Origin of the sequence: Prevotella sp. SGI.167, assembly GCF_050313615.1 — a bacterium.
Classification (GTDB): Bacteria; Bacteroidota; Bacteroidia; order Bacteroidales; family Bacteroidaceae; genus Prevotella.
The window spans coordinates 89501-112150 of the sequence record NZ_JBNPLT010000012.1 but is presented as its reverse complement, the minus strand read 5'-3'; the positions used below and the strand labels follow the sequence as shown (position 1 = coordinate 112150).

The window sequence follows — 22650 nt, the reverse complement described above, 5'->3', positions numbered from 1 at the left end:
TAAAACTTCTCCTTTCGGAAACTGTTAAATGGTGTGAAGTACCGATAAACAAAGGGGATTTCAGAGATAATGCGTAGAACTGTCGTTGAACGGTTGTTGACAAGTTTACGTTGTACGAATTTCTTAACTTTTTAAATTATGCTTATTTCGAAAAATCGTGCTATCTTTGCACTCGTAAGTTCGTGAGGAGAGAGGCACAAACAGACACAGAATCAATGGATTTCATCATACAATATACAATGCCCTGTCTGCACCTCTCACATTAGCGGATGGGGCATTTCTTATGCCCTTACATTTGAAGTAGAATTTTAAAATATATTATTATGAAAGAAATCACTTTGATTAGTAAGTCAACTTTCCTTGGTAAGGAGATTGACGTGTATGGTAACGCAGAAACCCCTTTGTTCTTGGCAAAAGATGTTGCCGCATGGATTGAGCATTCTGATGTTTCTATGATGATGCGTAACGTAGATGATGAAAAGAAGGTTACAAGCATTGTTTGTACCCCTGAAGGAAATCAGAACGCCTGGTTCCTCACCGAGGATGGTCTTTACGAAGTCTTGATGCAGAGCCGCAAGCCACAGGCTAAGCAGTACAAGAAGGGAGTGAAAGAAATTCTAAAGTCTATCCGTCGCACAGGATGCTACTCTGTTACGAATGTAATCAAGGATAGAGTAGAGGCAGGTATGATATGGGTGGAAGGCTGCAAGCGAATCCTTAACCTCAGCGATTCATCAACGCTTGCATTGATGCAGAAGGTAGCAGAACCTCTCGGCTTGCCTTCTCCCGACTACGTAGCCAGCAAAGGCGTGATGCATTCGGCATCCGAACTTTTGAAGCGCTTTGGTTCCAAGATGTCAGCATTGAAGTTCAACCAGCAGATGGTTAAGCTCGGTTTCTTGAAAGAAGAGACCCGACAGGGAACCACAAAGATTCACAAGTTCAAGGTGATTACAGAGAAGGGCAAGTCCTATGGAGAGAATCAAGTATCTCCAAAGAATCAGAGCGAGACTCAGCCACGATGGTATGATGATAAGTTTGAAGAGTTGTTGAAGGCTATATAATATAATAAGGTGGGTGACGGCTAAAAAATTAACCAGAGCACCCGCCTTATCTATTTCTTCTTTTTATCATATTTTTCTATAGCCAACAAAATCTTCTTTCTGAATACCGCAGAAGGATGATCGTTCTTTTTAGAAGTCTTTTTATATCCTTCCATTGCCGCAATTTTATCAAGCACGCCTATCCAGATTTTAGGGTCGGCTCCAATAAATTGCATGAAGCGATAGGCTGCTATGTCTGCCTCAATCTCTTGCTCTCTAGAATATCTCATTTTGTATCTGCTTGTAGCTAGATAGGCGTCACTATCAAAAGCTCCACTGGCAAGGATTATATTTTTCGCATATTGGTTATTTGGTGTTGAAGTGTATTGACTGTTAACTGCACCCGCATAAGCGTATGCTGTAGCAGCAACGGCTCCACCAATTTCTGCCCAGACCTTGTTATTTCTTTCTTTTTTCCTGATTGCGTATATTCGATTCAAAGAATGTTTACCTATGAAATGTTGTATTTCGTGCGCTAATACTGCCACAATTTCCATAGTGTCAAGTTTTTCAATGAGACCTGTATTTATTGCAATAAAACCTGTAGGATAAGTTGAGGCATTAAATTCGTTATCGGGCATGACGTGAACTTCCAAATGCACATCTATTCTGTGAAAGTCAAAAATATCATTTAGCTTATTAATAAGACCTTTATAATTTTCATCACAATATTTGCTGGGCTTTATATTTTGAGTTATGTAATTGCAAGAGATGGTATATTCATTTATTGCATTTTTTGCAGCTTTAGACTTTGCTGTTAATGCCTTATCAATACGTTTGTCATACCAATGTCTCTTCCACCAAAATTCAGCAACTTTATTTTTGGGTAGGTTTTGAAGCTCTGATGGCACATCGTATTGCCTAATATATTCCTCACAATCTAATCCTATATCCCAGAAGCTTTGTGCATGACATGTTAATGTGAATGTAGCAATAACAACAATTATTAATAACACTCTTTTCACCAATTGTTTCATATCATAAAATATTAAAATTCCTCTTTTATATAATTAAATGGACCATAAAATAATCTGGCACACCAAAATCTACCTTCATGGTAAACATCTATTAAAAATCCCCATTCTTCATCATTTAATGGTGATGTTCCACCATTGTAAAATTTGAATTTATTATCGTCTATTCGTGCGATCATAAAGTATTTGTCACTCAAAACTTTATGCAAGTAGTCTCTTTTCTTTTTAGCATCTTCTGCATTCATTGCATCTATACAAAGGACACACTTGTTGAAATAAGTATTATTACTATCACTCTGAAAGCCAAATATTAATTCATCAAAGAATACGCCTGCATAAGATTTGTTTCGAAATCTTAATTCGTAATTTTCTGCGTATGCAGATTCCCTTCCGAATTTATTTTCAAGAATAGTCTTTGCAGTTTCAAAATCAGTTCCAAAATCGACCCCACAAATGCTAGTCGTATAATCTAGCTCCCCTGCGACAGAGTCTGCTTCCAAAGAGTCGTATTGGGCAAATGCTAATCCTGGTGCTAAAAATAGCAATAATAATAGTAAAATTTTCTTCATATTGTTCACGTTTTAATCTCATACAAAAGTACAAAAAATAGCGATAGGTTGTATCACCTACCGCCACTTTTCTTTGTAGTTTATACGAATTCTAATTTAACTTATCCAAGTCATTCACCGCCTCCTGCATCTTTCAATCGATGTCTTCATTAATCGACTTGATTACTTCCGGGTTGTTAGATGTCAGTTTAATTGCCGTTTCTTCTTCGATATATAACTGTCAGCAGCTTTCCAGATATTATACTGGAGCCTTATCAAGATAGTCATAATCACGATAGAATGATCAGCCAGTCCAATCTCGATTGAAGGCAAGTTCCAGGGCTGGAGAAATGGTTGTCGGAGTTGCCGCAAGTACAGCATTCTCTCCAAGTTCCTTAATGTTGCTGCTTGGCGAATAGTGTCCCAGGAAATCAGAGGCAGGTACTAATTGCGCCATCTGCCCTAAAATGTCATAACCGATAGGTGTGCTACTCTTCAACTTATCATTCACGACATAACCAGCCGCAAGTCGGTTCAGGGCGACAGGCTTCAACCAGGGCGTGTGACGCCAACATGCGAAAAATCTGCGATTCTTTTTCCCGAAATTATTCGAAGGAAAGTTTCTTTAGGCGGGTGCGGAGCTGCTCCGCCTCGCTTTTCCGGATGGATAATTTGATGGTACAGGTATTGTCGAAAGTCTGATCCACAATACGGGGATTCATCTCCTTGACAATCCTCATCACATCATTCATCATCGGATAGGTGAAATCGTAGGTAACGATTTCCTCTACCTGCTGCGTCACTTCCTCACAATGCGCCAAAGCATCTATTGCTGCTTCACGATAAGCCATGATGAGTCCGCTGGTACCCAACTTCACACCTCCGAAATAGCGGATGACGACAATAAGAATATCCGTCAATTCCGCCTTCGTGATTTGTCCAAGGATAGGCTTGCCAGCCGTAGAAGATGGTTCACCATCATCATTGGCACGAAACTCGGTGCGCTCCGGACCCAGCATATAGGCATAACAACAATGTCGGGCATCGTAATATTTCTTACGGTACCCGGCAACAATCTCCTTCACCTCGTCAACGGTCGTCACGTGGTGAGCAAAGGCGAGAAACTTACTCCTTTTCTCGGTGTAATATCCCTCGCCTACAGTATCTGATATGGTCTTAAATTCGTCAATCATTAATCCAACTTGTGAATAATCAATCCGCTACGCAACTTAGGCTCAAACCAGGTAGCCTTAGGAGGCATAATCTTGCCACTGTCTGCAATGTCCATAATCTGCTGCATGGTGACTGGATGCAAGGCTAATGCCATCTTCATCTCACCACTATCTACACGACGCTTCAACTCTCCGAGACCACGAAGTCCACCCACAAAGTCAATGCGCTTGTCTGAACGCAAGTCCTTGATTCCCAGAATCTCATCAAGAATCAGACGGGAAGAAATGTCTACATCGAGCACACCGATTGGGTCCTCATCATCGTATGTTCCCGGCTTGGCAAACAGACCGTACCATTTGCCGTCCAGATAAAGAAGGAAGGAATGGAGAGCGGCTGGCTTCAGAATATCCAAACCGAACTGCTCGATAGCTGCATCAATGGCAAACTTCTCGTAGCAAGGGATTCCCTCCTCATCGCCAGATACGTTCACATTAATCGCATCAATCTCTATCACCTCGAAGTTCTTGGTCAATGCGTCGAGGAACTGCTCTGATGTCAAGCCATTCAGGTCCTTCACTACTCGGTTGTAGTCGAGGATGGTCAACTGGCTAGCCTGGAAGCAGACAGCCATGAAATAGTTGTATTCCTCCTTACCAGTATGGTTAGGATTCTGGTTAGCCTTCTCTGCGCCTACCAAAGCAGCGGCTGCCGAACGGTGATGACCGTCAGCTATATAGAGACTAGGCATCTTGGCAAATTCTGCGGTGATGGTCTCAATGTCCTTATCATCGCTGACAATCCAGAACTGGTGGCGGAAGCCATCAATCGGAGCGATGAAATCATACTCAGGTTCTGTAGCAGCATAGCGCATCAGAATCTCATTGAGTACGGAATTATCAGGGTAAGCGAAGAAGACAGGTTCGATGTTGGCATTGCAGACACGAACGTGCTTCATGCGGTCCTCTTCCTTATCACGGCGGGTGAGCTCATGCTTCTTGATGACACCCGTCATATAATCATTAACGTATGCACCCACAACAAGACCATACTGAGTCTTGCCATTCATGGTCTGTGCATAGATATAATACTGTTCTTTATCATCCTGCTTCAACCAGCCGTTCTCCTGGAACTTCCTGAAGTTCTCTGCAGCACTTTCATAGACGCGAGGATCATACTCTGATGTACCTGGTTCGAAGTTGATTTCAGGTTTAATAATATGATAAAGGCTTTTCTCGTTATCGCCAGCCTCGGCACGAGCTTCCTCTGAATCGAGGACATCGTATGGACGAGACTCAACTTGCTCAACAATACTTTTAGGAGGTCTTACTCCCTTAAAAGGTTTTATTATTGCCATAATGTTTTATTTTATAATTAATATTTGAATGTTTCTAAAGTAATATAACGCTAAGATTACAAGGAATCCCATAATTAAAAGACAAAAAGCCCATAAAGAGTACTTATACAAAGCACCCTTTATGAGCTCTCTTATATCCTAAAATTATTTGTTTACTTGATATTTTGTGCAGCCATCTGCAAAGAACGCATTGATCTGCTTGGCGGCAGCAATACCGGCATTGATGTTAGCCTCGGCAGTCTGAGCACCCATCTTCTTAGGTGTTGAGAAGTAGCGACCCTCGAACTTGGCGAAGTCTGCATCAGCATCTGGCTTGATGTCGGTAATGAACTTCAAGTCCTCACGCTCAGCGAGAAGCTTCAGGAGCTCTGGCTCATTGATTACTTCCTTGCGGGCAGTGTTGATAAGGATACCACCCTTTGGCAACTGGTTCACGGTCTTGTAATCGATGCTCTTGATGGTCTCTGGAGTAGCAGGGATATGAAGAGAAACGATGTCGCAAGTCTGGAACAACTCATCCTGAGACTTCACGGCGTGAACACCGGCAGCCTCAATGACATCAGCTGGGCAGAATGCATCGTAGGCAGCTACCTCCATACCGAAGCCCTTGGCGATGCGAGCCACGTTGCGACCCACGTTACCGAAAGCCAGGATACCCAACTTCTTGCCCTTCAACTCAGAGCCTGCCTTGCCGTTGTAGAAATTACGAACGGTGAAAACCAGCAGACCGAAAACCAACTCGGCAACGGCGTTGGAGTTCTGACCAGGAGTATTCTCAGCCACCACGTTGTGAGCAGTAGCAGCAGCCAGGTCGATATTATCATAACCGGCACCAGCACGAACAATGATCTTCAGGTTCTTGGCTGCGTCGAGCACCTCGGCATCAGCCTTGTCAGAACGGATAATCATCGCATCCACATCCTTCACAGCATCGAGAAGCTGAGCCTTCTCTGTATATTTTTCGAGCAGCACCAATTCGTTGCCTGCTCCCTCTATTTCTTTCTTAATGCCCTCGACAGCAGCTGCTGCGAATGGCTTTTCTGTTGCAACTAATACTTTCATTTTGCGATTTTACTTGGAACTTTGAGCTTTGAACTTTGAACTTTATGATTTGCTTTTTCAATATTTCCAGATTACACATAGATATATAATCTTTGGAGTAATCATAAAGTTCAATGTTCAAAGTTCAATGTTAATACTTAGCTTCAAATTCCTGCATTGCCTTGACGAGTGCCTGAATACCCTCCATGGTCTGTGCATTGTAGCAGCTGGCACGGAAACCACCTACTGAACGGTGACCCTTGATACCAACCATACCACGCTCTGTAGCGAAATCGAGGAATGGTTTCTCCAACTCCTTGTACTCATCGTTCATTACGAAACAGATGTTCATCAATGAACGGGAAGCCTCTTCTACAGTACCCTTGAAGAGCTTGTTGCGGTCAATCTCTGTATAGAGAACCTCAGCACGCTCGTGAGCACGCTTATCAGCAGCCTCAACACCACCGTTAGCCTTCAACCAGCGGAGATTCTCCATCAAGGTGTAGATAGGAACTACAGGAGGAGTATTGAACATACTGCCCTTCTCTACGTGAGTGCGATAATCGAGCATGGTAGGAATCTCGCGAGGAGCCTTGCCGAGCATCTCATCCTTCACGACGATGACGGTAACACCAGCCATAGAGAGATTCTTCTGAGCACCTGCATAGATAGCGGTGTACTTGGAAACATCTACAGGACGGCTCATGATGTCTGAAGACATATCAGAAATCAATGGAACGTTCACGTCTGGATCTACACGGAGTTCAGTACCATATATAGTATTGTTGCTTGTCAAATGCAAGTAATCACAATCGGCTGGCACATTGTTAGGAACCTGAGGATAGAAAGTGTAGTTGGCGTCGGACGATGATGCGATCTCCACGACCTCACCAAAATGCTTCGCCTCTTTCATTGCTTTCTTGGCCCAAGTACCAGAATTAATGTAGGCAGCCTTCTTGATGAGGAAGTTAGCAGGAATCTGCATAAACTGCAATGACGCACCACCACCAAGGAAGATTACGGAGTAACCCTCAGGAATGTCAAGAAGCTCCTTGAAAAGGGAGACAGCCTCGTCAACAACTGGCTGGAAATCCTTAGCACGGTGGCTGATTTCCATCAATGAAAGACCTGAACCATTAAAATCCAAAATCTGCTTTGCTGTGTTCTCAATCACTTCGCGTGGAAGCATTGATGGACCTGCGTTAAAATTGTACTTCTTCATCTTTATATAATTATTTAAGTAATTAATCGTATAACCCTCCTGTTAGCAGGAGACATACATGCGCAATCCACCCATATAGGCTTAGCTGTAAACCTTATGATAGGACTTACGACTGCGAAATTACATTTTTTATTTCAAACTACCAAATTTTTCTGCACATTTTTAGCATTTTGGGCATAAATCTTTCTTTTTGTCACCAGTTTTAACATATTATCTGCATATTTATGCCCTAAATTACAATTTATAACCTAAAAAGCCTCATCTGGAAACAGATTCCAAGATGAGGCTTTTACTAGCTATAAATTTAACTCACTTTGCAGTTTTTTTATCCAAAACCTGAAGTTTCATCTCACTTCTTCGACAATCGTCTTGACACCTTTAATCTTTTCGCCCTTCACATTGTTGAGCACGCTCTTCAGCTTAGGACGGGCGATGGCTGCATAGGCGTACCGGTCGTTGACATCAATCTTTCCGATTTCAGAAGAATTCAGACCTCCCTTCTTGCAGAGGAAGCCGAGAATATCGCCCTTGCTGATCTTGTCCTTCTTTCCCTTACCTATATATAAGGTAGCCATCTTTGGCTTGGCTGGTGCCGGCAACTCCTCAACGGCAGGAATCTCGTAATCCTCAACCTCTGCATCCACATATTCAGGAATATGCTCCTCAGGACCCAGCAGGAAAAAGGCTCTACCCTGCGCTTCCCAACGGGCAGTACGACCCACACGATGGATGTAGCCGTCCTCGCTCTCAGGAATGTGGTAATGGATGATGTTGTCAATATCAGGAATATCAAGACCACGGGAAGCCAGGTCGGTGCTCACCAGAATATTAGCGCTGCCATTGCTGAATCGGTAAAGGGAAGCTTCACGCTCCTTCTGCTCCAATCCGCCATGGAAGAATGAAGTGGAGAAACCCTGCTCAACCAGATAGGTGTTGGTGCGCTCCACGCTGTCACGGTAGTTCAGGAAAACGATGGTGCTGGTTTCGCCCAGACTGCGAAGCAATCGACCCAGACTCTCCAGCTTATCCTTCACCGGACTTTCCACCTTATATATATGTACTCGCTCAGGCACCTGCTCCTCGTCCATGCGATAATCTATCTTCTCTACCCTGCCCATGTGGACGAAGCGAGGAATCTCCTCTGCCTCGGTAGCAGAAAGCAGGAAGTGGCGGCGCAAGCCTGGCAAAAACTGGATGAGGCGGCTCATCTCGTCCTGGAAACCCATCTCCAGACACTTGTCAAACTCGTCGATGACGAGATACTTGATATGATAAGGCGAGAAGTTGCCCTTGCTGAGATGGTCGTTCAGTCTACCTGGAGTTCCGAAGATAATCTGCGGACGAACCTGCTTCAGCACCCGATGCTCATCCATAGCAGCACGACCGCCGTAGCAAGCCATGGCACGAAGCCCCGAACTCATATCCTTCAATACGGTAGACGACTGCAAAGCCAGCTCACGGCCGGGAGTAACCACGATTGCCTGCGGCTCATCATCGCCCGCATCCACCAGCTGGGAAAGCGGCAAGAGATAAGCCAGCGTCTTTCCACTGCCCGTAGGCGAAAGAACAACCACATCCTTATTGCCATGTGCAATAGACTGAAAAGCCTCCTGCTGCATCTCGTTCAGCGAGATTCCCAGTTTATTCAATATTCTATCTATCATATTTATTTTCTTCATTATCAATTTTCTAATCCCTATTTTCTGCCCTGGTTCAGCAGCTTGTCAATCTCATCAAATTCCTTACCCATGTTCAGGTTCAGATAGATGGTATAAAGCGGCAAGGCCCACTGGTCCTTCTTGTCGGGCATCATCTTTCTGTATTTCTCCAGATACGGCAGAGCCTTCTTGTAATCGCTCTGAATCTGCAAACGCTGCTTGTTGGACTGTTTCAGGTTCTTGTCCTGCTCCACAGCCATGTTGAAGTAAGCCAATCCAGCATTCAGATAGGTTCCCGGCATAGTATCGTTCTGCGCAATGATCCGGTCGCACACCTTGATGCAATCCTTGTATTGGCAGAGATTGAGCAGCAGGGTGCTCTTGGTGAAGAGATAAATATCATTCACCGAATCTACAGCCAGCGCCTGATTGACCACATCCATTGCAGAATCGAGCTGGTTCCTGTCCGAATAGTATTCCACCAGACGCGGGAAGAAGAACGGGAACTTCGGAGCGCGTGAGAAGCCTTCCTTCAGCGTAGCCACATAGCGGGCAGTATCCTTATCCAGCTTGTAGGTCTCAGCCAGATACTGCAACATATAGTTGTAGTGAACCGTATCCTTCAACGCTTCGTAGGAATGATGCAGGGTAGCCTTGCTGTTCTTCATCTTATAGCCGGAATACACAGCCCAGTAGGCAGCAGTATGGAGCGGTGGATTCTTGCTCTGGAAATCATTGCCCTTGAAGAGCGGCTTGTTGGCACAGTCGATGTAGAGGTCGAAGAACTGATAAGCCTCCGGATATTTCTTCTTCTGCAGAAACCAGACTCCACCGTTGTAGATATTGGGACGGATGCGCTTGAGATATTCAGCATGCGCCTTGCGATACTCAATATCCACCTTGCCCTTCCGGTTAGGAACCATCTCTACCGAGTCCAGCCCCTGGGCAATGAGAAACATCTGCCTGCCAAGATTGAAAAGCTGGGCAGTATCATACTTCTGCTTGAGATAGAGCTTTTCATTGCCCTGTTCATACTGCTTTCTGACAGCATCAAAGAGCGTAACCCAAATCTTCTTGTTGCCCAGGTTAGCCGAATCCTTCAAGAGTTTCTCCATGCTAGCCTGTGCCTTGTTCAGGTCCTTGCCCTCCTTGACCTGATCACGGGCAGCCGCAATCTCCTTCTTCTGAGCCTGCATCACAGATGGAAGCCCGAAGAAAAAGACTATTGTAAACATCCATATGTATTTCAATCTTGTCATTTTCTAATCTCTTTAATATAATAAAATCGCAATCTCTTACTGCAATATGATTTTATCTCTCAGAGATATTTTTTTATCTTACAGAGATATTATTTTATCTCTCAGAGATATTCTCCTTACTTACTGCAGTAGTCGAAATAATACCAGTACGTGTTGCCGTAGGTGTCACGGATGGCAGTCTGCATTTCCTGCCTGTTCGTATACTTGTGTTCCATCTGCTGATAGTCCTGGAAATCAGTATCAACCACATTGTCGTGATACTCGATGACAGGCTTGCTGCGACGATGGATGTAGAGCGTCAGAGCCTCCTTGTAATGGGTAGGGAGCTTGGCGGTCTTCAAATCATAATGCTTGCACAGAGCCACGACAAACTGATCCAGCTTCTTGTCGAGCAGCAGCGCACAGAGCTTGTAATCGTCCGGCTTGCGATAAACCAGATGCTGCATCTTCATCGAATCGGTAGGCTCCTGCATCCAGCGGTGAGATTTCCACATCAATGACTTCACGGTAACGCTGTCGGGCAACATTGCCTTGCTGCCACCAACCAGCGGATAGGAAAACAGCTTGTCAGCAAGTTCACCCGTATGATGCAGACAAGCTATGCGCAGCATGGTCAGCGAGGAATCGGTCTGCAAGGACTTTCTGCCCACCTTCAGCGCCTCAGCATAATTCTTCTGCTTCATCAACCGCTCCATCTTCATACGTTCATGGAACAGACGGTCGTTGCTTGCCACAAAGCTCATCACGACAATCATCACCACCATCTGGAAGAGGTTGATCCACATATACTTGGAAAGCCAGCCGCTGCTATGAGGCTCCTGCTCCAAAGGTTCCAGTTGCCTGATGACCCATACCGCTCCGCCGAAAGCCAGAAGGCACAAGGGAGCCACAATCCACCAGGCACCGAGGGAATGATGAATATCCACATCCGTAGGAATGTCGGTGATGATGGTGAGAATCAGGAAGGAAGGAAAATACGTAAGAGCATGAAAGCGGCGCTTTACCTGAGTTAACGCATAGACGCCCAACTGCAAGACATAAAGTACCAACGTAATCAGCAGCGGGGCGACTGTATAGCTATAGTCGGTTTTACCATCACTCAGCACATGCTGGGCAACGGCTAATACATCTGCCTGGTAAAAAGCCAGGTAGCAATAAACAAAAATGATAAAGACAATAGCACAAGCGAAGTGCATCTTCGCTGTGCTATTCTTTTTATTTCCCATAAAATTTATCTACATTAATTTTTCTTCAGCACCAATGCTGTACGGGCTGGCAGATAGAGCTTCAGCCACTCCTTGCGGTCGTTCACGTAAAGTGGATCGTAAGTCGTGAGATGGGTCAGCTCATCATCATTCAAGCCGTTGCCGCCGAATGCCTTGTTGTCCGTATCAAGCACTACGCTGTAGGCGCCTGTAGGAACCAGGAAACCGTAATCGGTAAACGAACGGGTTGGCGAGAAGTTGAACACGAAGAGCAAGTCGCCTCGCATGTAGGCTAGAACCTGATCTCCATCATTGTGCCAAATCTCTACAACTGGTGTCTTGTTAAAATTCTTTTCGCTCGTAATCGTCTTGAGCATTGCTTTATCGAAATCACCTAAGTAGTGGTAGCACAATTCCTTATTGTCTACCAGGTTCCACTGGCGACGGGCATACTTATAGCTCCAGCCATTACCCTCGCGAGGGAAGTCAATCCATTCCGGATGACCGAACTCATTACCCATGAAGTTCAGGTAACCGCCATTGATGGTGGATGCTGTAGCCAGACGGATCATCTTGTGAAGGGCAATACCGCGGTGGGCAACATAGTTCTCATCTCCCTTCTTGAAATGCCAGTACATATCAGCATCAATGAGACGGAAGATGATGGTCTTGTCGCCTACCAGTGCCTGGTCATGACTCTCGCAGTAAGAGATGGTCTTCTCGTCGGCACGGCGGTTCTTGATTTCCCAGAAGATGCTGGATGGCTTCCAGTCTTCATCCTTCAATTCCTTGATGGTCTTGATCCAGTAGTCAGGAATGTTCATCGCCATGCGGTAGTCGAAGCCATAGCCGCCGTCTTCAAACTTGGCTGCCAGTCCTGGCATTCCGCTCACCTCCTCGGCAATAGTAATCGCATTCTTGTTCACCTCATGAATCAGACTGTTGGCAAGGGTAAGATAACAGATGGCGTTATCGTCCTCATGACCGTTGAAGTAATCGCCGTAGTTGCAGAATGCCTCACCCAATCCATGGCTGTAATACAGCATAGAAGTTACACCATCGAAGCGGAAGCCGTCGAAATGGAACTCTGTAAGCCAGTACTTGCAGTTGCTCAGCAGGAAGTGGATTACCTCGTTCTTGCCGTAGTCGAAGCAGAGGCTGTCCCAGGCAGGATGCTCATGACGGTCGCCAGGATAGAAATACTGGTTAGGATCGCCGGCAAGATTACCAAGGCCTTCCAACTCGTTCTTCACTGCATGAGAGTGGACGATGTCCATGATGACGGCAATACCGTTCTGATGGGCAGTATCAATGAGATCCTTCAACTCTTCTGGAGTACCGAAACGGCTGCTGGCTGCAAAGAAGCTGCTCACATGATAACCGAAAGAACCATAATATGGATGTTCCTGGATAGCCATGATCTGGATGCAGTTGTAACCGTCCTCGATGATGCGAGGCAATACATTCTCCTTGAACTCAGTATAGGTTCCAACCTTCTCTGCATCCTGGCTCATACCGATATGGCACTCATAAATCAAGAGCGGAGTGGTCTTAGCCTTGAAAGTCTTCTTCTTCCACTTGTAAGGCTCTGGATTCCAAACCTGCGCAGAGAAAATCTTGGTCTGCTCATCCTGTACTACGCGCTGAGCCCATGCAGGGATTCGCTCGCCTTCGCCACCTTCCCAGTGCACCTTCATCTTATAGAGGTCACCGTGCTTCAATGCCTTCTCAGGAAGCTTCAGCTCCCAGTTGCCTGAGTTCTTCTGTCTCTTGGCACGATACTTCTCTGTCTCCTTCCAGTCGTTGAAATCGCCGATGAGATAGATATCTGTAGCGTTAGGCGCCCACTCACGGAACACCCATCCCTTCTCTGTCTTGTGAAGGCCGAAGTATTCGAAGCCATTGGCAAAATCGCTCAGGGTGGTCTTGCCGTTGTTGGTAAGCTGGCCCATCTTCCAGAGCACGTGGTCGTGGCGGCCACGGATAGCATCCTCGTAGTCTGCCAGGTAAGGATCGTTCTTTACAAGTCCTATATGTTTAACAGTAGCAGCCTTGGTTGTTTTCTTGCAGGCAGTCTTCTTGCAGGCTGCCTTCTTGGCTGTTGTCTTCTTAGCTGTAGTCTTCTTTTCTGTTGCCATGGATTATAGATTTAAATATTTATATTTATGTGTATTCGATTGTGAACTTGCCCAGATTAAGCCTTGATCTTGAAGATAGCCTTGTGGATGGCGCCCTTGCCGATACATGGCTGATGACCGTCCTCTGGCCAGAAGATGGCAAACTGACCCGGCTTGCAGGTAACGAGCGTCTGCGCCTTCACGCCAGGATACTTGGTAATATCCTTTGCCTCGTTGTACTCTACCTCTGGAAGGTCCTTCAAAGGAGTATATCCGTAGGTTTCCTCATTATCAAGTGGAATCTGGATATCGATCATCTTGCGATGAGTCTCGATAACAGCATCCTCCTCGTTCTTACCCTGAGCCTCAGCAATATTCAGAAAAAGGTCGGCGCCCTGAATAGGATGCTTACCTGCCTCAAGCTGAGTGAGATCGTTCTCCTTAATAAACTTCACCACTTCCGGGAAGAGTGGATTGAGAGAAATATATCTCTCCAAATTGTCTAATGTATCAACTATCATAGTCTTACTTTGAATTTTGAGATTTGAACATGGAACTTTGAACTCGGAACATTGAACATTGAACTTTATGATATGTTCACTGTTCAGTATCTCGTTATTAATTCATATTATTCCTATTTATTATTTCTTTATTATTCCTATTTTTCCGATTAATCTTCTTTATTAGTTCTATTTAATTCGATTAATCTTCGAAACGCTTGCCTTTTTCGTAGGTTCCCTTGGCTGTAACCTGACCATTGCGGTCTTTCTCTACGAATCTGCCGTCACGCATGTCGTTGCGATAGTTGCCCTCGAAACGCTTGCCGTTCTTATCTTCCTCAATGCAGGCTCCTTCGCGCTTGCCCTTGCGGTAGTTTCCCTTGAAACGGCGACCGTCGGCATAGTGAATCACCACATTGCCCTCTACATGACCGTTGCGGAATTCACCCTCGTAAATATCACCGTTCTTCTTGGTCAGCTTGCCCCTTCCGTTCTGCAGGTCATCCTTCCAGGAACCAACATAGATGTCTCCGTTCTTCCATACGAAAGTACCCTGACCGGAACGCTGACCGTCGAGAAACTGTCCTGTATACTTGGAGCCGTTCATCGAACGGAAAATGCCTTCACCGGTACGTTCGCCCTGAACATAATCGCCTTCATAGACATCACCGTTGTGGAATTTGTAGATTCCCTTGCCGTCCTGGATATCATCCTTCCAGTCGCCATTGTAGACATCACCGTCAGCATACTTGAATACGCCTTTTCCGGAACGCTGGTTGTTCACCCACTGACCGTCGTAGGTAGTACCGTCACCCCAATTGAAGAAACCGTTGCCATTCTTCATGTCGTTCATCCACTGGCCCTTATACTGGGCACCATTGGAATAGGTATAGGTTCCTCTACCCTGTCGCTTGTCCTTATACCAGTCGCCGTCGTATCTGTCACCATTATAATAATACATGACTCCATGACCGTGCTGGAAGTCTCTGAACCAGAGTCCTACATACTTGTTATTATTCTGAAAATAGAAAGTACCCTTGCCATGCTGCTGGTCCTGCATCCACTGACCTTCATACTTTTCACCGTCAGAGAAAGTATATACGCCATATCCTTCACGCTTTCCTTTCTGGTAAGCGCCTTCGTAAGTATCGCCGTTCGGATAGACGGCAGCACCTTTGCCCTGAGGCTTTCCGCTTACCATTTCGCCCTTGTACTGACCACCGTCACGGGTGATGCAGGAACCCAGCGAAATCTTCTGGGCGAAGGTAGACAACGGACTGAGACAGAGAGCCAACGCCAGAAGCATCTGCTTTCCGTTCTGCCAGAAAAATCTACACGCCGAAGATGACTGATTGACGTTGTCTGCTATAGATTTCTTATTATATTTCTTTTTCATATACAGTAATCTCATGTTTCAATCCCCAAAGTTATAAGTTTTTCGTCAAATGACCAAATAGATTAAACAAATTTAAGTTTATAAGAAGAAAAATAATTATTAACGCAAAAAAATCGAAACACAATACAATATATAAATAAGAAATGCGTTTATACCGAAAAATATATTTTAAACCACAACAAACGCTTATGATTTTAAACTGTGCAATTATAGATGAAGATCCTACTGCCCTGGAGCAGTTGAAGAAATACGTAGACGAAACACCTACGCTGAATCTTATCGGCGCCTACCCTTCTGCCATTGATGCAGTAGACGGCATACGCCACTGTCATCTCGACATCCTGTTCCTGGCCATCCACATGCAGCAAATCAGTGGACTGGAATTCGCCAAGGTGGTACCTAAGAACGTCAAGATCATCTTCACTACAGCCTTCAAGGAGTATGCCATCGAAGCCTACAAGGTGCACGCTTTCGACTATCTGCTGAAGCCTATCAGCTATCCTGACTTCATGGACTCCTGCAAGAAGGTTTTCGACTCCTACATGCAGGACGACAAATACAATCCTATCAAACGCGACAAGTTCCTGATCGTGAAGAGCGATTATAAATATGTACGCATTCCGTTCGATAAGATTCTCTTCGTAGAAAGCCTGAAAGATTACATTCTCTTCCATCTGGAAGGAATGGAGAACGTATCCACCCTGGGCAACCTCAAGCATCTGGAAGAACGACTTCCGAAAGAGAAATTCAGAAGAATACACCGTTCCTATCTTGCCAACATGACCAAGTTCGACGTCATCGAACGGGGCAAGCTGATATACGGATCGCTGGGCATTCCTATCTCTGACACCTTCAGCGATGTTGTAAAAACCTATATTGATGAGCATTCTGTATGATGCTCATCAATTTATATAATATCCGACAATCATCAGAGCAGCTGGTCAGGAGCACTGACATAGATGGTTGCCCCATGCTCTGACAGGAAATCGCAGTCGCGGAAGCCCCAGAGCACGCTGATGCAAGGCATGTGACTGTTGCGTGCCGTCATCACGTCCACATCACTGTCACCGATATATACGGCTGTCTCCCTGTCCGCATGCAACAGTCTGAGTGCTTCGTTCACGGTGTCCGGAGCCGGCTTCTTCTCAATGCCCTCCCGTTCACCGATGGCTACGTCTACAAGGTCTCCGAAGAAATGGCGGCAGAGTTCCTCCGTAGCAGCATAGAACTTGTTGCTGACCACGGCGATGTTCTTGCCGCGCGCCTTCAGCTCTTTCAGCATGTCCATGATTCCAGGATAAGGAGCAGTCTCGTCCAGATTATGAACCATATAATGATTTCGGAAGTCCTGGAACACGCGGTCGAAATCCACCTCGCCCGACTCCAGCCGTTCCTTTCCTATCGCACGCTCCATCAGCAACTTCACACCGTTGCCCACCATCATTCTCACTTCTTCAATGGAACGCTCAGGCAACTGATTCGTCCGCAGGGCATAATTGCAACTGGAAGCCAGATCTTCAAGAGAAGAAATCAGGGTGCCGTCAAGGTCGAAGACGTATGTTTCAAAGTCAAACTGAGCATGTGGCGGGAACTTCTTGATGCGGAAATCACCGCCATGAAGCACATGAACCTCGCCCTGATAGATACGCTCGTCAAGCGTACGGTTTCCACCATACTCCCAGCGCTTGAATCGCTGGGTGTCCGTATTCACAATGATGTACTTGAATTCTATCGGAGCATCAATCGGAGCCACATTGACCGACAATACCCATTCATGCTTGCCCAGAGACTTCATCTGCAGGAAATGATCGATGTTCCAGTTGCCCAGCGTAGGATGATTGCCCAATAAGGCAATCGCTTCACCTTCGTGCAGACGGGGAGCATGAACCTTGAAGATGATTGTCTCGCCGAAGAGCGGCATACATTCCATGCGCTCATACGATTCCACATCCACTTTGGGAGTTCTGCCGATAGCTGTAGCCATGCGGGCTGCCAACTTCTCCTCCAGCCAGAAATCGTCAAAGATATAACTCTTGGAAGAATCATATACGTATACTCTCGGCGAATCAACCGATTCCGTACGGAGCACCTTGCCGTCTTCATCAACAACCGTATAATAATAGTAAATCAGATCAAAGGGATGCTGGCGGTTTTCACGGGTAGAAGTTTCCACCATCCAGTGATAACCATCCTGGGTATTCATCAGGAGTTTCACCTCCAGACTGACTCCCCTTGAAGAATAAAAGGTGAGATTCACACATAGCATCTCGCCCCAATGAGCCTTATATGGTAAAGAAAAATTTATCTTCATGCTTTCTTTCTCCTAGTTATTCTTATTGATTCAACAAATCACTGTGCTGGAAACCATCAGTATCCCCATCGCACAGAAATTCCGTATGTCGACCGCAAAAGTAAATATTTTTTTTGAAAGAGAAAAAGAGAAACATAAGAAATTGACAACGAGAGAGGCTTTTTAACCTAATTTAATTGACGATACTTTGCCATTTCCCATTTTTGCAGTACTTTTGCAGATAAGAACGCAATATCATGTTTATGATAGGATTGAACAGAAAAAAGTGAAGCAAAACAAAAATGAATACAAAGAAAATGAAAAAATCAGTTTCTAAGCTCTATCTCTACGGTGCCATCGCATGCATCGTGATAGTTGCCATTGTTGGTTACCTCTACTGCTTCTCCTCTTTCTCGAAGAGCAGCAATACGCAGTATGTCTATATTGACACAGACGACAATATAGACTCTGTATATAAAAAGGTGGAACCGATAGCCAACAGTTTCCCGTATCAGGCATTCAAGACCCTGACCCATCACTTCGGATATGCGGAGCATATCCATACCGGACGCTACGCCATCCATCCGGGAGAAGGCGCACTGAAGGTGTGGCGACACATGAAGAACGGACTGCAGGAACCAATCAACCTCACACTGCCTTCCGTACGTACACTAGACAAGCTGTCGGTAGAACTCAGCAAGAAGCTGATGATAGACAGCACCTCCATTCTCCAGGCGCTGACCGATGAGGCTACCTGCGAGAAGTATGGTTACGACACCACCACCATCGCCTGCATGTTCATCCCGAACACCTACGACATCTACTGGAACTCATCCGTAGAAAAACTGCTCGACCGAATGAAGAAGGAAAGCGAGAAGTTCTGGAATGAAGACCGTACGCAGAAGGCAAAGGCTCTGCAGCTGACTCCGATAGAAGTCATCACCATCGCAAGCATCGTGGACGAAGAAACTGCCAACAACGGCGAGAAGCCGATGATTGCCGGAATGTACTACAACCGCTTCAAGCTGCGCAATGCAGAATATCCGGAAGGAATGCCTCTGCAGGCAGATCCAACCATCAAATACGCCTGGAAGCGATTCGACCTGAAGCGCATTTACAACAATCTGCTGCGCATCAAGAGTCCATACAATACCTATGTGAATCCGGGATTGCCACCAGGACCTATCCGCATCCCTTCAGTAGCTGGCATTGACGCTGTTCTCAACCTCGTCAAGCACGATTATCTCTACATGTGCGCCAAGGAGGATTTCAGCGGCACCCATAATTTTGCACGCACTTATCAGGAGCACCTGCAGAATGCTGCTAAATATTCAAAGGCATTGAATGAAAGAGGTATCAAATAATTAGAAGTATCAATTATTTAGAATACAAGCAGAGAAAACTTGCAAAATATCTGTTATTTTGCAAGTTTTCTTTTTTTTATTTGGCAGTCTGACAAAATAGTTGTACTTTTGTGGCATAAAACATATTAAGAACAAAAGTATAACAATAAAAAGCTATAATCATGAACAGAACGATTATTACAGTAGTGGGAAAGGATACCGTTGGTATCATCGCCAAAGTTTGTACTTATTTGGCAGAGAACAGCATCAACATTCTTGATATCTCTCAGACTATCGTACAGGAGTATTTTAACATGATGATGATTGTAGATATGGGCAAGATGACAAAATCGTTTGAAGAGGTTGCTGATGAACTTGCCAACGTGGGTAAGGAACTCGGCGTGCAGGTGAAATGCCAGCGCGAGGAAATCTTTAACATGATGCACAGAATCTAAGCAAGAATCCAAAAGTTTATAATCAATAGCTAAATTTTGAAAGTATGATCAATATATCTGAGGTTATCGAAACCAATAAGATGATAGAGCAGGAAAACTTCGATGTGCGCACCATCACCATGGGTATCAATCTCCTGGACTGCGCTTCTACCGATGTGGAGGAACTCTGTCAGAATATACATAATAAGATTACACGACTCGCTAAGAACCTGGTGAAGACGGGCGAAGATATTTCCAAGGAATTTGGAGTGCCTATCGTCAACAAGCGTATCTCCATCACTCCTATCTCTCTGGTAGGAGGCTCTGCATGCAAGACTACAGACGACTACGTGAAGATTGCCAAGACCCTCGACAAGTGTGCCAAGGAACTCGGTGTCAACTTCCTCGGTGGTTACTCTGCCATCGTAAGCAAGGGTATGAGCAAGAGCGATGAACTCCTTATCCGGTCTATCCCACAGGCAATGGCTCAGACAGATTTCGTCTGCAGCTCTGTCAACGTGGGTTCTACTAAGACCGGAATCAACATGGATGCTGTCCGTCTGATGGGAGAAATCATCAAGGATACGGCTGAAGCTACCAAGGAAAAGGGTTCTTTGGGCTGCGCCAAGCTTGTCGTTCTCTGCAATGCTCCTGATGACAACCCATTCATGGCTGGTGCCTTTCACGGTGTTTCAGAGGCTGATGCTGTAGTAAGCGTTGGTGTCAGCGGTCCGGGTGTAGTAAAGTATGCATTGGAGAAGGTGAAGGGCGAAAGCTTCGAGGTTCTCTGCGAAACCATCAAGCGCACAGCCTTCAAGATTACCCGTGTAGGTCAGTTGGTTGCTAAGGAGGCTTCACGCCGTCTCAACGTACCATTCGGCATCATCGACCTCTCTCTGGCTCCTACTCCTGCCATCGGTGACAGTGTTGCTGATATCCTCGAACTCATCGGTCTTGAGCATGCAGGCGCTCCTGGAACTACAGCAGCTCTTGCTCTCCTGAACGATCAGGTAAAGAAGGGCGGTATCATGGCGTCATCATACGTTGGCGGTTTGAGCGGTGCTTTCATTCCTGTCAGTGAAGACCAGGGTATGATCAATGCCGTTGAGGCGGGTGCACTGACCATCGAAAAGTTGGAGGCTATGACCTGCGTATGTTCTGTAGGTCTCGATATGATTGCCATTCCGGGAGATACTCCTGCCACAACAGTTTCCGGCATCATTGCCGACGAGGCTGCTATCGGTATGGTCAACCAGAAGACCACAGCCGTCCGCGTCATCCCTGTTGTAGGAATGAAGGTTGGTGACAATGTAGACTTCGGTGGCTTGCTGGGTCACGCTCCTATCATGCCAGTGAACAAGTTCAGCTGCGAGGCATTTATCAACCGTTTAGGTCGCATCCCAGCTCCTATCCACAGTTTCAAGAACTAACATTTAGTTTCTATATATAGTAAAAGCCCTGGAAGTCATTATCAGACTTCCGGGGCTTTTTAATCATATCATCGGATTAACCGAATGAAGCTAGAATGAAACCTTGACTTTCTTTCCCTTGCTCTCATTACCTACTCTGTCAAGAGCTGTCACTACATAAACATACTGTTTTCCCTTCTCGTACTTCACCTTATAGAAAGGATTGTAGGTTATCTTCTGCAAAGCCTTCACATTACGGAGATCTATCTTCTCTCCCATTCCGAAACGGTAGACAGCAAAACGATTCGCTTCATCACCCCATTTCTTCTTTTTCCATTTTGGAGCTTTCCATACAAGCAGCGGACCAAATTCAGTCCAGTGCAACTTCATTCCCTTCACTCCCTTAGGAGCCTTATCATCCAGGAAAGGCATCAATGGAGGAAGAGCCGGATACTTCCAATAATTGTTGCGGAGCGTATGGCCAATATTGCCCACATTATCAGCGGCAGTCTTAGCATACCATAACACAGTACCCTGCACATTGCTCATCTGCTGGTGCAGACGGTGCTTGGCAGGCAACTGATGACTGCGAGGATTTCCAGGATCAGCATGCTTGGCAGTACGCTCAATGTCTTCACCAATATAGAGAGGACGGTTGCCGGCATGCTTGTTCCACCAGGTGATGAGCGTCTTATAGTCTGCCGCCTTGTTGCCAATTTCCCAATACAGCTGAGGCGCGGTATAGTCAACAAATCCATTGTTCACCCAGAGCAACACATCAGCATAGAGATCATCATAGTTCTGCAAGCCGTAGGTCTCAGAACCGTTAGGATCGGTACGCTTGTTGCGATAAATACCGAAAGGAGAAACACCAAACTTCACCCAAGGCTTGATGGTATGAATGGTTTCACCCAATTCCTGAACAAATCGGCTTACATTGTCACGGCGCCAATCACCGATATTGCGGAATCCTCTAGGATGCTGTCTGTAGAGCGCCTGATCCGGAATCTGCTTGCCTGCTACAGGATAAGGATAGAAATAATCATCAATATGGAATCCATCGATATCATATCTTCCTACAATATCAGCTGCAATACGGCAAGTATACTCAGTAGCCTCTCGCAAAGCCGGATTGAGAAGCACCAGGTTGTCATACTTGAAGCAAAGTTCAGGCTGCTGCTTGACAACACTCTTTGGTGAGAGAGTGGCATAAGGAGTAGAACTGTGCTTGGCACGGAACGGATTGATCCATGCATGAAGTTCCATACCTCGGTTGTGGCACTGCTCAATCATCCACTGCAGCGGATCCCAGTAAGGAGAAGGAGCTTTTCCCTGCACACCCGTCAGATAACGGCTCCATGGTTCATACTCACTGGCATAGAGCGCATCACACTCAGCACGCACCTGGAAGATGATGGCATTCACACCATCCTTCTGCAATTCATCCAGCTGTCTGGTGAGCATAGCCTGAATCTGCTGCGTACTCTTACCTAAATACTGTCCGTTGACACACTGTATCCATGCGCCACGAAACTCTCGCTTGTTTTGTGCCATCAGCGAAGTCTGAAACATCAGCATCATCGCCAGAATCAGCAATCCAAAGATTTTCTCTCTTCTCATGTAG

At 45.6% G+C, this 22650-nt stretch carries 20 protein-coding genes and 1 pseudogene; 5 read left to right on the top strand and 16 right to left on the bottom strand.

Annotated elements, in window-relative coordinates:
• Positions 1–323 precede the first annotated feature (323 nt).
• Complete coding sequence (locus ACQRBJ_RS08235) at positions 324–1064, top strand: BRO-N domain-containing protein (protein ID WP_445303312.1); 741 nt, start codon at positions 324–326, stop codon at positions 1062–1064.
• 50 nt (positions 1065–1114) lie between these two features.
• Here the strand turns inward: ACQRBJ_RS08235 and ACQRBJ_RS08230 are convergent, their stop codons facing one another.
• From ACQRBJ_RS08230 to ACQRBJ_RS08170, 13 genes are all read right to left on the bottom strand, one after another.
• Positions 1115–2080, bottom strand: a complete 966-nt coding sequence (locus ACQRBJ_RS08230; protein ID WP_445303311.1) for a M48 family metalloprotease — start codon at positions 2078–2080, stop codon at positions 1115–1117.
• Between the two features lie 11 nt (positions 2081–2091).
• Positions 2092–2646 (bottom strand): hypothetical protein, encoded by a 555-nt coding sequence (locus ACQRBJ_RS08225; RefSeq protein ID WP_445303310.1) that lies wholly within the window; start codon positions 2644–2646, stop codon positions 2092–2094.
• Between the two features lie 283 nt (positions 2647–2929).
• Entirely contained in the window at positions 2930–3178 is a 249-nt protein-coding gene (locus ACQRBJ_RS08220; RefSeq protein ID WP_445303309.1) for a hypothetical protein, read from the bottom strand.
• Positions 3179–3230: 52 nt separating this feature from the next.
• Positions 3231–3818, bottom strand: coding sequence for an IMPACT family protein (locus ACQRBJ_RS08215; protein ID WP_445303308.1), 588 nt, complete (start codon positions 3816–3818; stop codon positions 3231–3233).
• A complete protein-coding gene (locus ACQRBJ_RS08210) occupies positions 3818–5152 on the bottom strand; it encodes a DUF1015 domain-containing protein (RefSeq protein WP_445303307.1) in 1335 nt (444 codons plus the stop codon). Before ACQRBJ_RS08210 ends, ACQRBJ_RS08215 begins: the two co-directional genes overlap by 1 nt.
• A 144-nt stretch (positions 5153–5296) precedes the next feature.
• Positions 5297–6214: an NAD(P)-dependent oxidoreductase gene (locus ACQRBJ_RS08205; RefSeq protein WP_118139440.1), complete on the bottom strand. Its 918-nt coding sequence runs from the start codon at positions 6212–6214 to the stop codon at positions 5297–5299.
• 130 nt (positions 6215–6344) lie between these two features.
• A complete protein-coding gene (gene serC / locus ACQRBJ_RS08200) occupies positions 6345–7415 on the bottom strand; it encodes a 3-phosphoserine/phosphohydroxythreonine transaminase (protein ID WP_445303306.1) in 1071 nt (356 codons plus the stop codon).
• A 344-nt stretch (positions 7416–7759) separates the two neighbouring features.
• On the bottom strand, positions 7760–9079 hold the full coding sequence (locus ACQRBJ_RS08195) for a DEAD/DEAH box helicase (protein WP_445303305.1): 1320 nt from the start codon (positions 9077–9079) through the stop codon (positions 7760–7762).
• A 32-nt stretch (positions 9080–9111) separates the two neighbouring features.
• Complete coding sequence (locus ACQRBJ_RS08190; protein ID WP_441932022.1) at positions 9112–10332, bottom strand: tetratricopeptide repeat protein; 1221 nt, start codon at positions 10330–10332, stop codon at positions 9112–9114.
• Between the two features lie 116 nt (positions 10333–10448).
• On the bottom strand, positions 10449–11558 hold the full coding sequence (locus ACQRBJ_RS08185; protein ID WP_445303304.1) for a DUF6057 family protein: 1110 nt from the start codon (positions 11556–11558) through the stop codon (positions 10449–10451).
• Between the two features lie 14 nt (positions 11559–11572).
• The gene (locus ACQRBJ_RS08180; RefSeq protein WP_294967549.1) at positions 11573–13675 is read right to left on the bottom strand and encodes an alpha amylase C-terminal domain-containing protein; all 2103 of its coding nucleotides are present in this window, start codon (positions 13673–13675) and stop codon (positions 11573–11575) included.
• 56 nt (positions 13676–13731) lie between these two features.
• A complete protein-coding gene (locus ACQRBJ_RS08175) occupies positions 13732–14175 on the bottom strand; it encodes a YhcH/YjgK/YiaL family protein (protein ID WP_217759815.1) in 444 nt (147 codons plus the stop codon).
• 181 nt (positions 14176–14356) lie between these two features.
• Positions 14357–15460, bottom strand: coding sequence for a phosphatidylinositol-4-phosphate 5-kinase (locus ACQRBJ_RS08170; protein WP_445303314.1), 1104 nt, complete (start codon positions 15458–15460; stop codon positions 14357–14359).
• 278 nt (positions 15461–15738) lie between these two features.
• Between ACQRBJ_RS08170 and ACQRBJ_RS08165 the strand changes: the two genes are divergently transcribed.
• Entirely contained in the window at positions 15739–16446 is a 708-nt protein-coding gene (locus ACQRBJ_RS08165) for a LytR/AlgR family response regulator transcription factor (protein WP_294967546.1), read from the top strand.
• A 32-nt stretch (positions 16447–16478) separates the two neighbouring features.
• Here the strand turns inward: ACQRBJ_RS08165 and ACQRBJ_RS08160 are convergent, their stop codons facing one another.
• A complete protein-coding gene (locus ACQRBJ_RS08160; protein WP_264951783.1) occupies positions 16479–17150 on the bottom strand; it encodes an HAD family hydrolase in 672 nt (223 codons plus the stop codon).
• 66 nt (positions 17151–17216) lie between these two features.
• Positions 17217–17471, bottom strand: a pseudogene (locus ACQRBJ_RS08155) (carbohydrate-binding module family 20 domain-containing protein); the annotation flags it as partial.
• 686 nt (positions 17472–18157) lie between these two features.
• Between ACQRBJ_RS08155 and mltG the strand changes: the two are divergent.
• The 3 genes from mltG to ACQRBJ_RS08140 all read left to right on the top strand — a co-directional run bounded on the left by mltG (position 18158) and on the right by ACQRBJ_RS08140 (position 21047).
• Positions 18158–19204 (top strand): endolytic transglycosylase MltG, encoded by a 1047-nt coding sequence (mltG, locus tag ACQRBJ_RS08150; RefSeq protein WP_441932018.1) that lies wholly within the window; start codon positions 18158–18160, stop codon positions 19202–19204.
• Positions 19205–19365: 161 nt separating this feature from the next.
• Positions 19366–19638, top strand: a complete 273-nt coding sequence (locus ACQRBJ_RS08145) for an ACT domain-containing protein (RefSeq protein WP_153124755.1) — start codon at positions 19366–19368, stop codon at positions 19636–19638.
• A 44-nt stretch (positions 19639–19682) separates the two neighbouring features.
• Positions 19683–21047 carry a PFL family protein gene (locus tag ACQRBJ_RS08140; RefSeq protein WP_295416409.1) on the top strand — a complete coding sequence of 455 codons (1365 nt, stop codon included), beginning with the start codon at positions 19683–19685 and terminating at the stop codon, positions 21045–21047.
• Between the two features lie 90 nt (positions 21048–21137).
• Here ACQRBJ_RS08140 and ACQRBJ_RS08135 read toward each other — a convergent pair whose 3' ends face one another.
• The gene (locus ACQRBJ_RS08135; protein ID WP_445303303.1) at positions 21138–22646 is read right to left on the bottom strand and encodes a glycoside hydrolase family 10 protein; all 1509 of its coding nucleotides are present in this window, start codon (positions 22644–22646) and stop codon (positions 21138–21140) included.
• Positions 22647–22650: the final 4 nt, after the last annotated feature.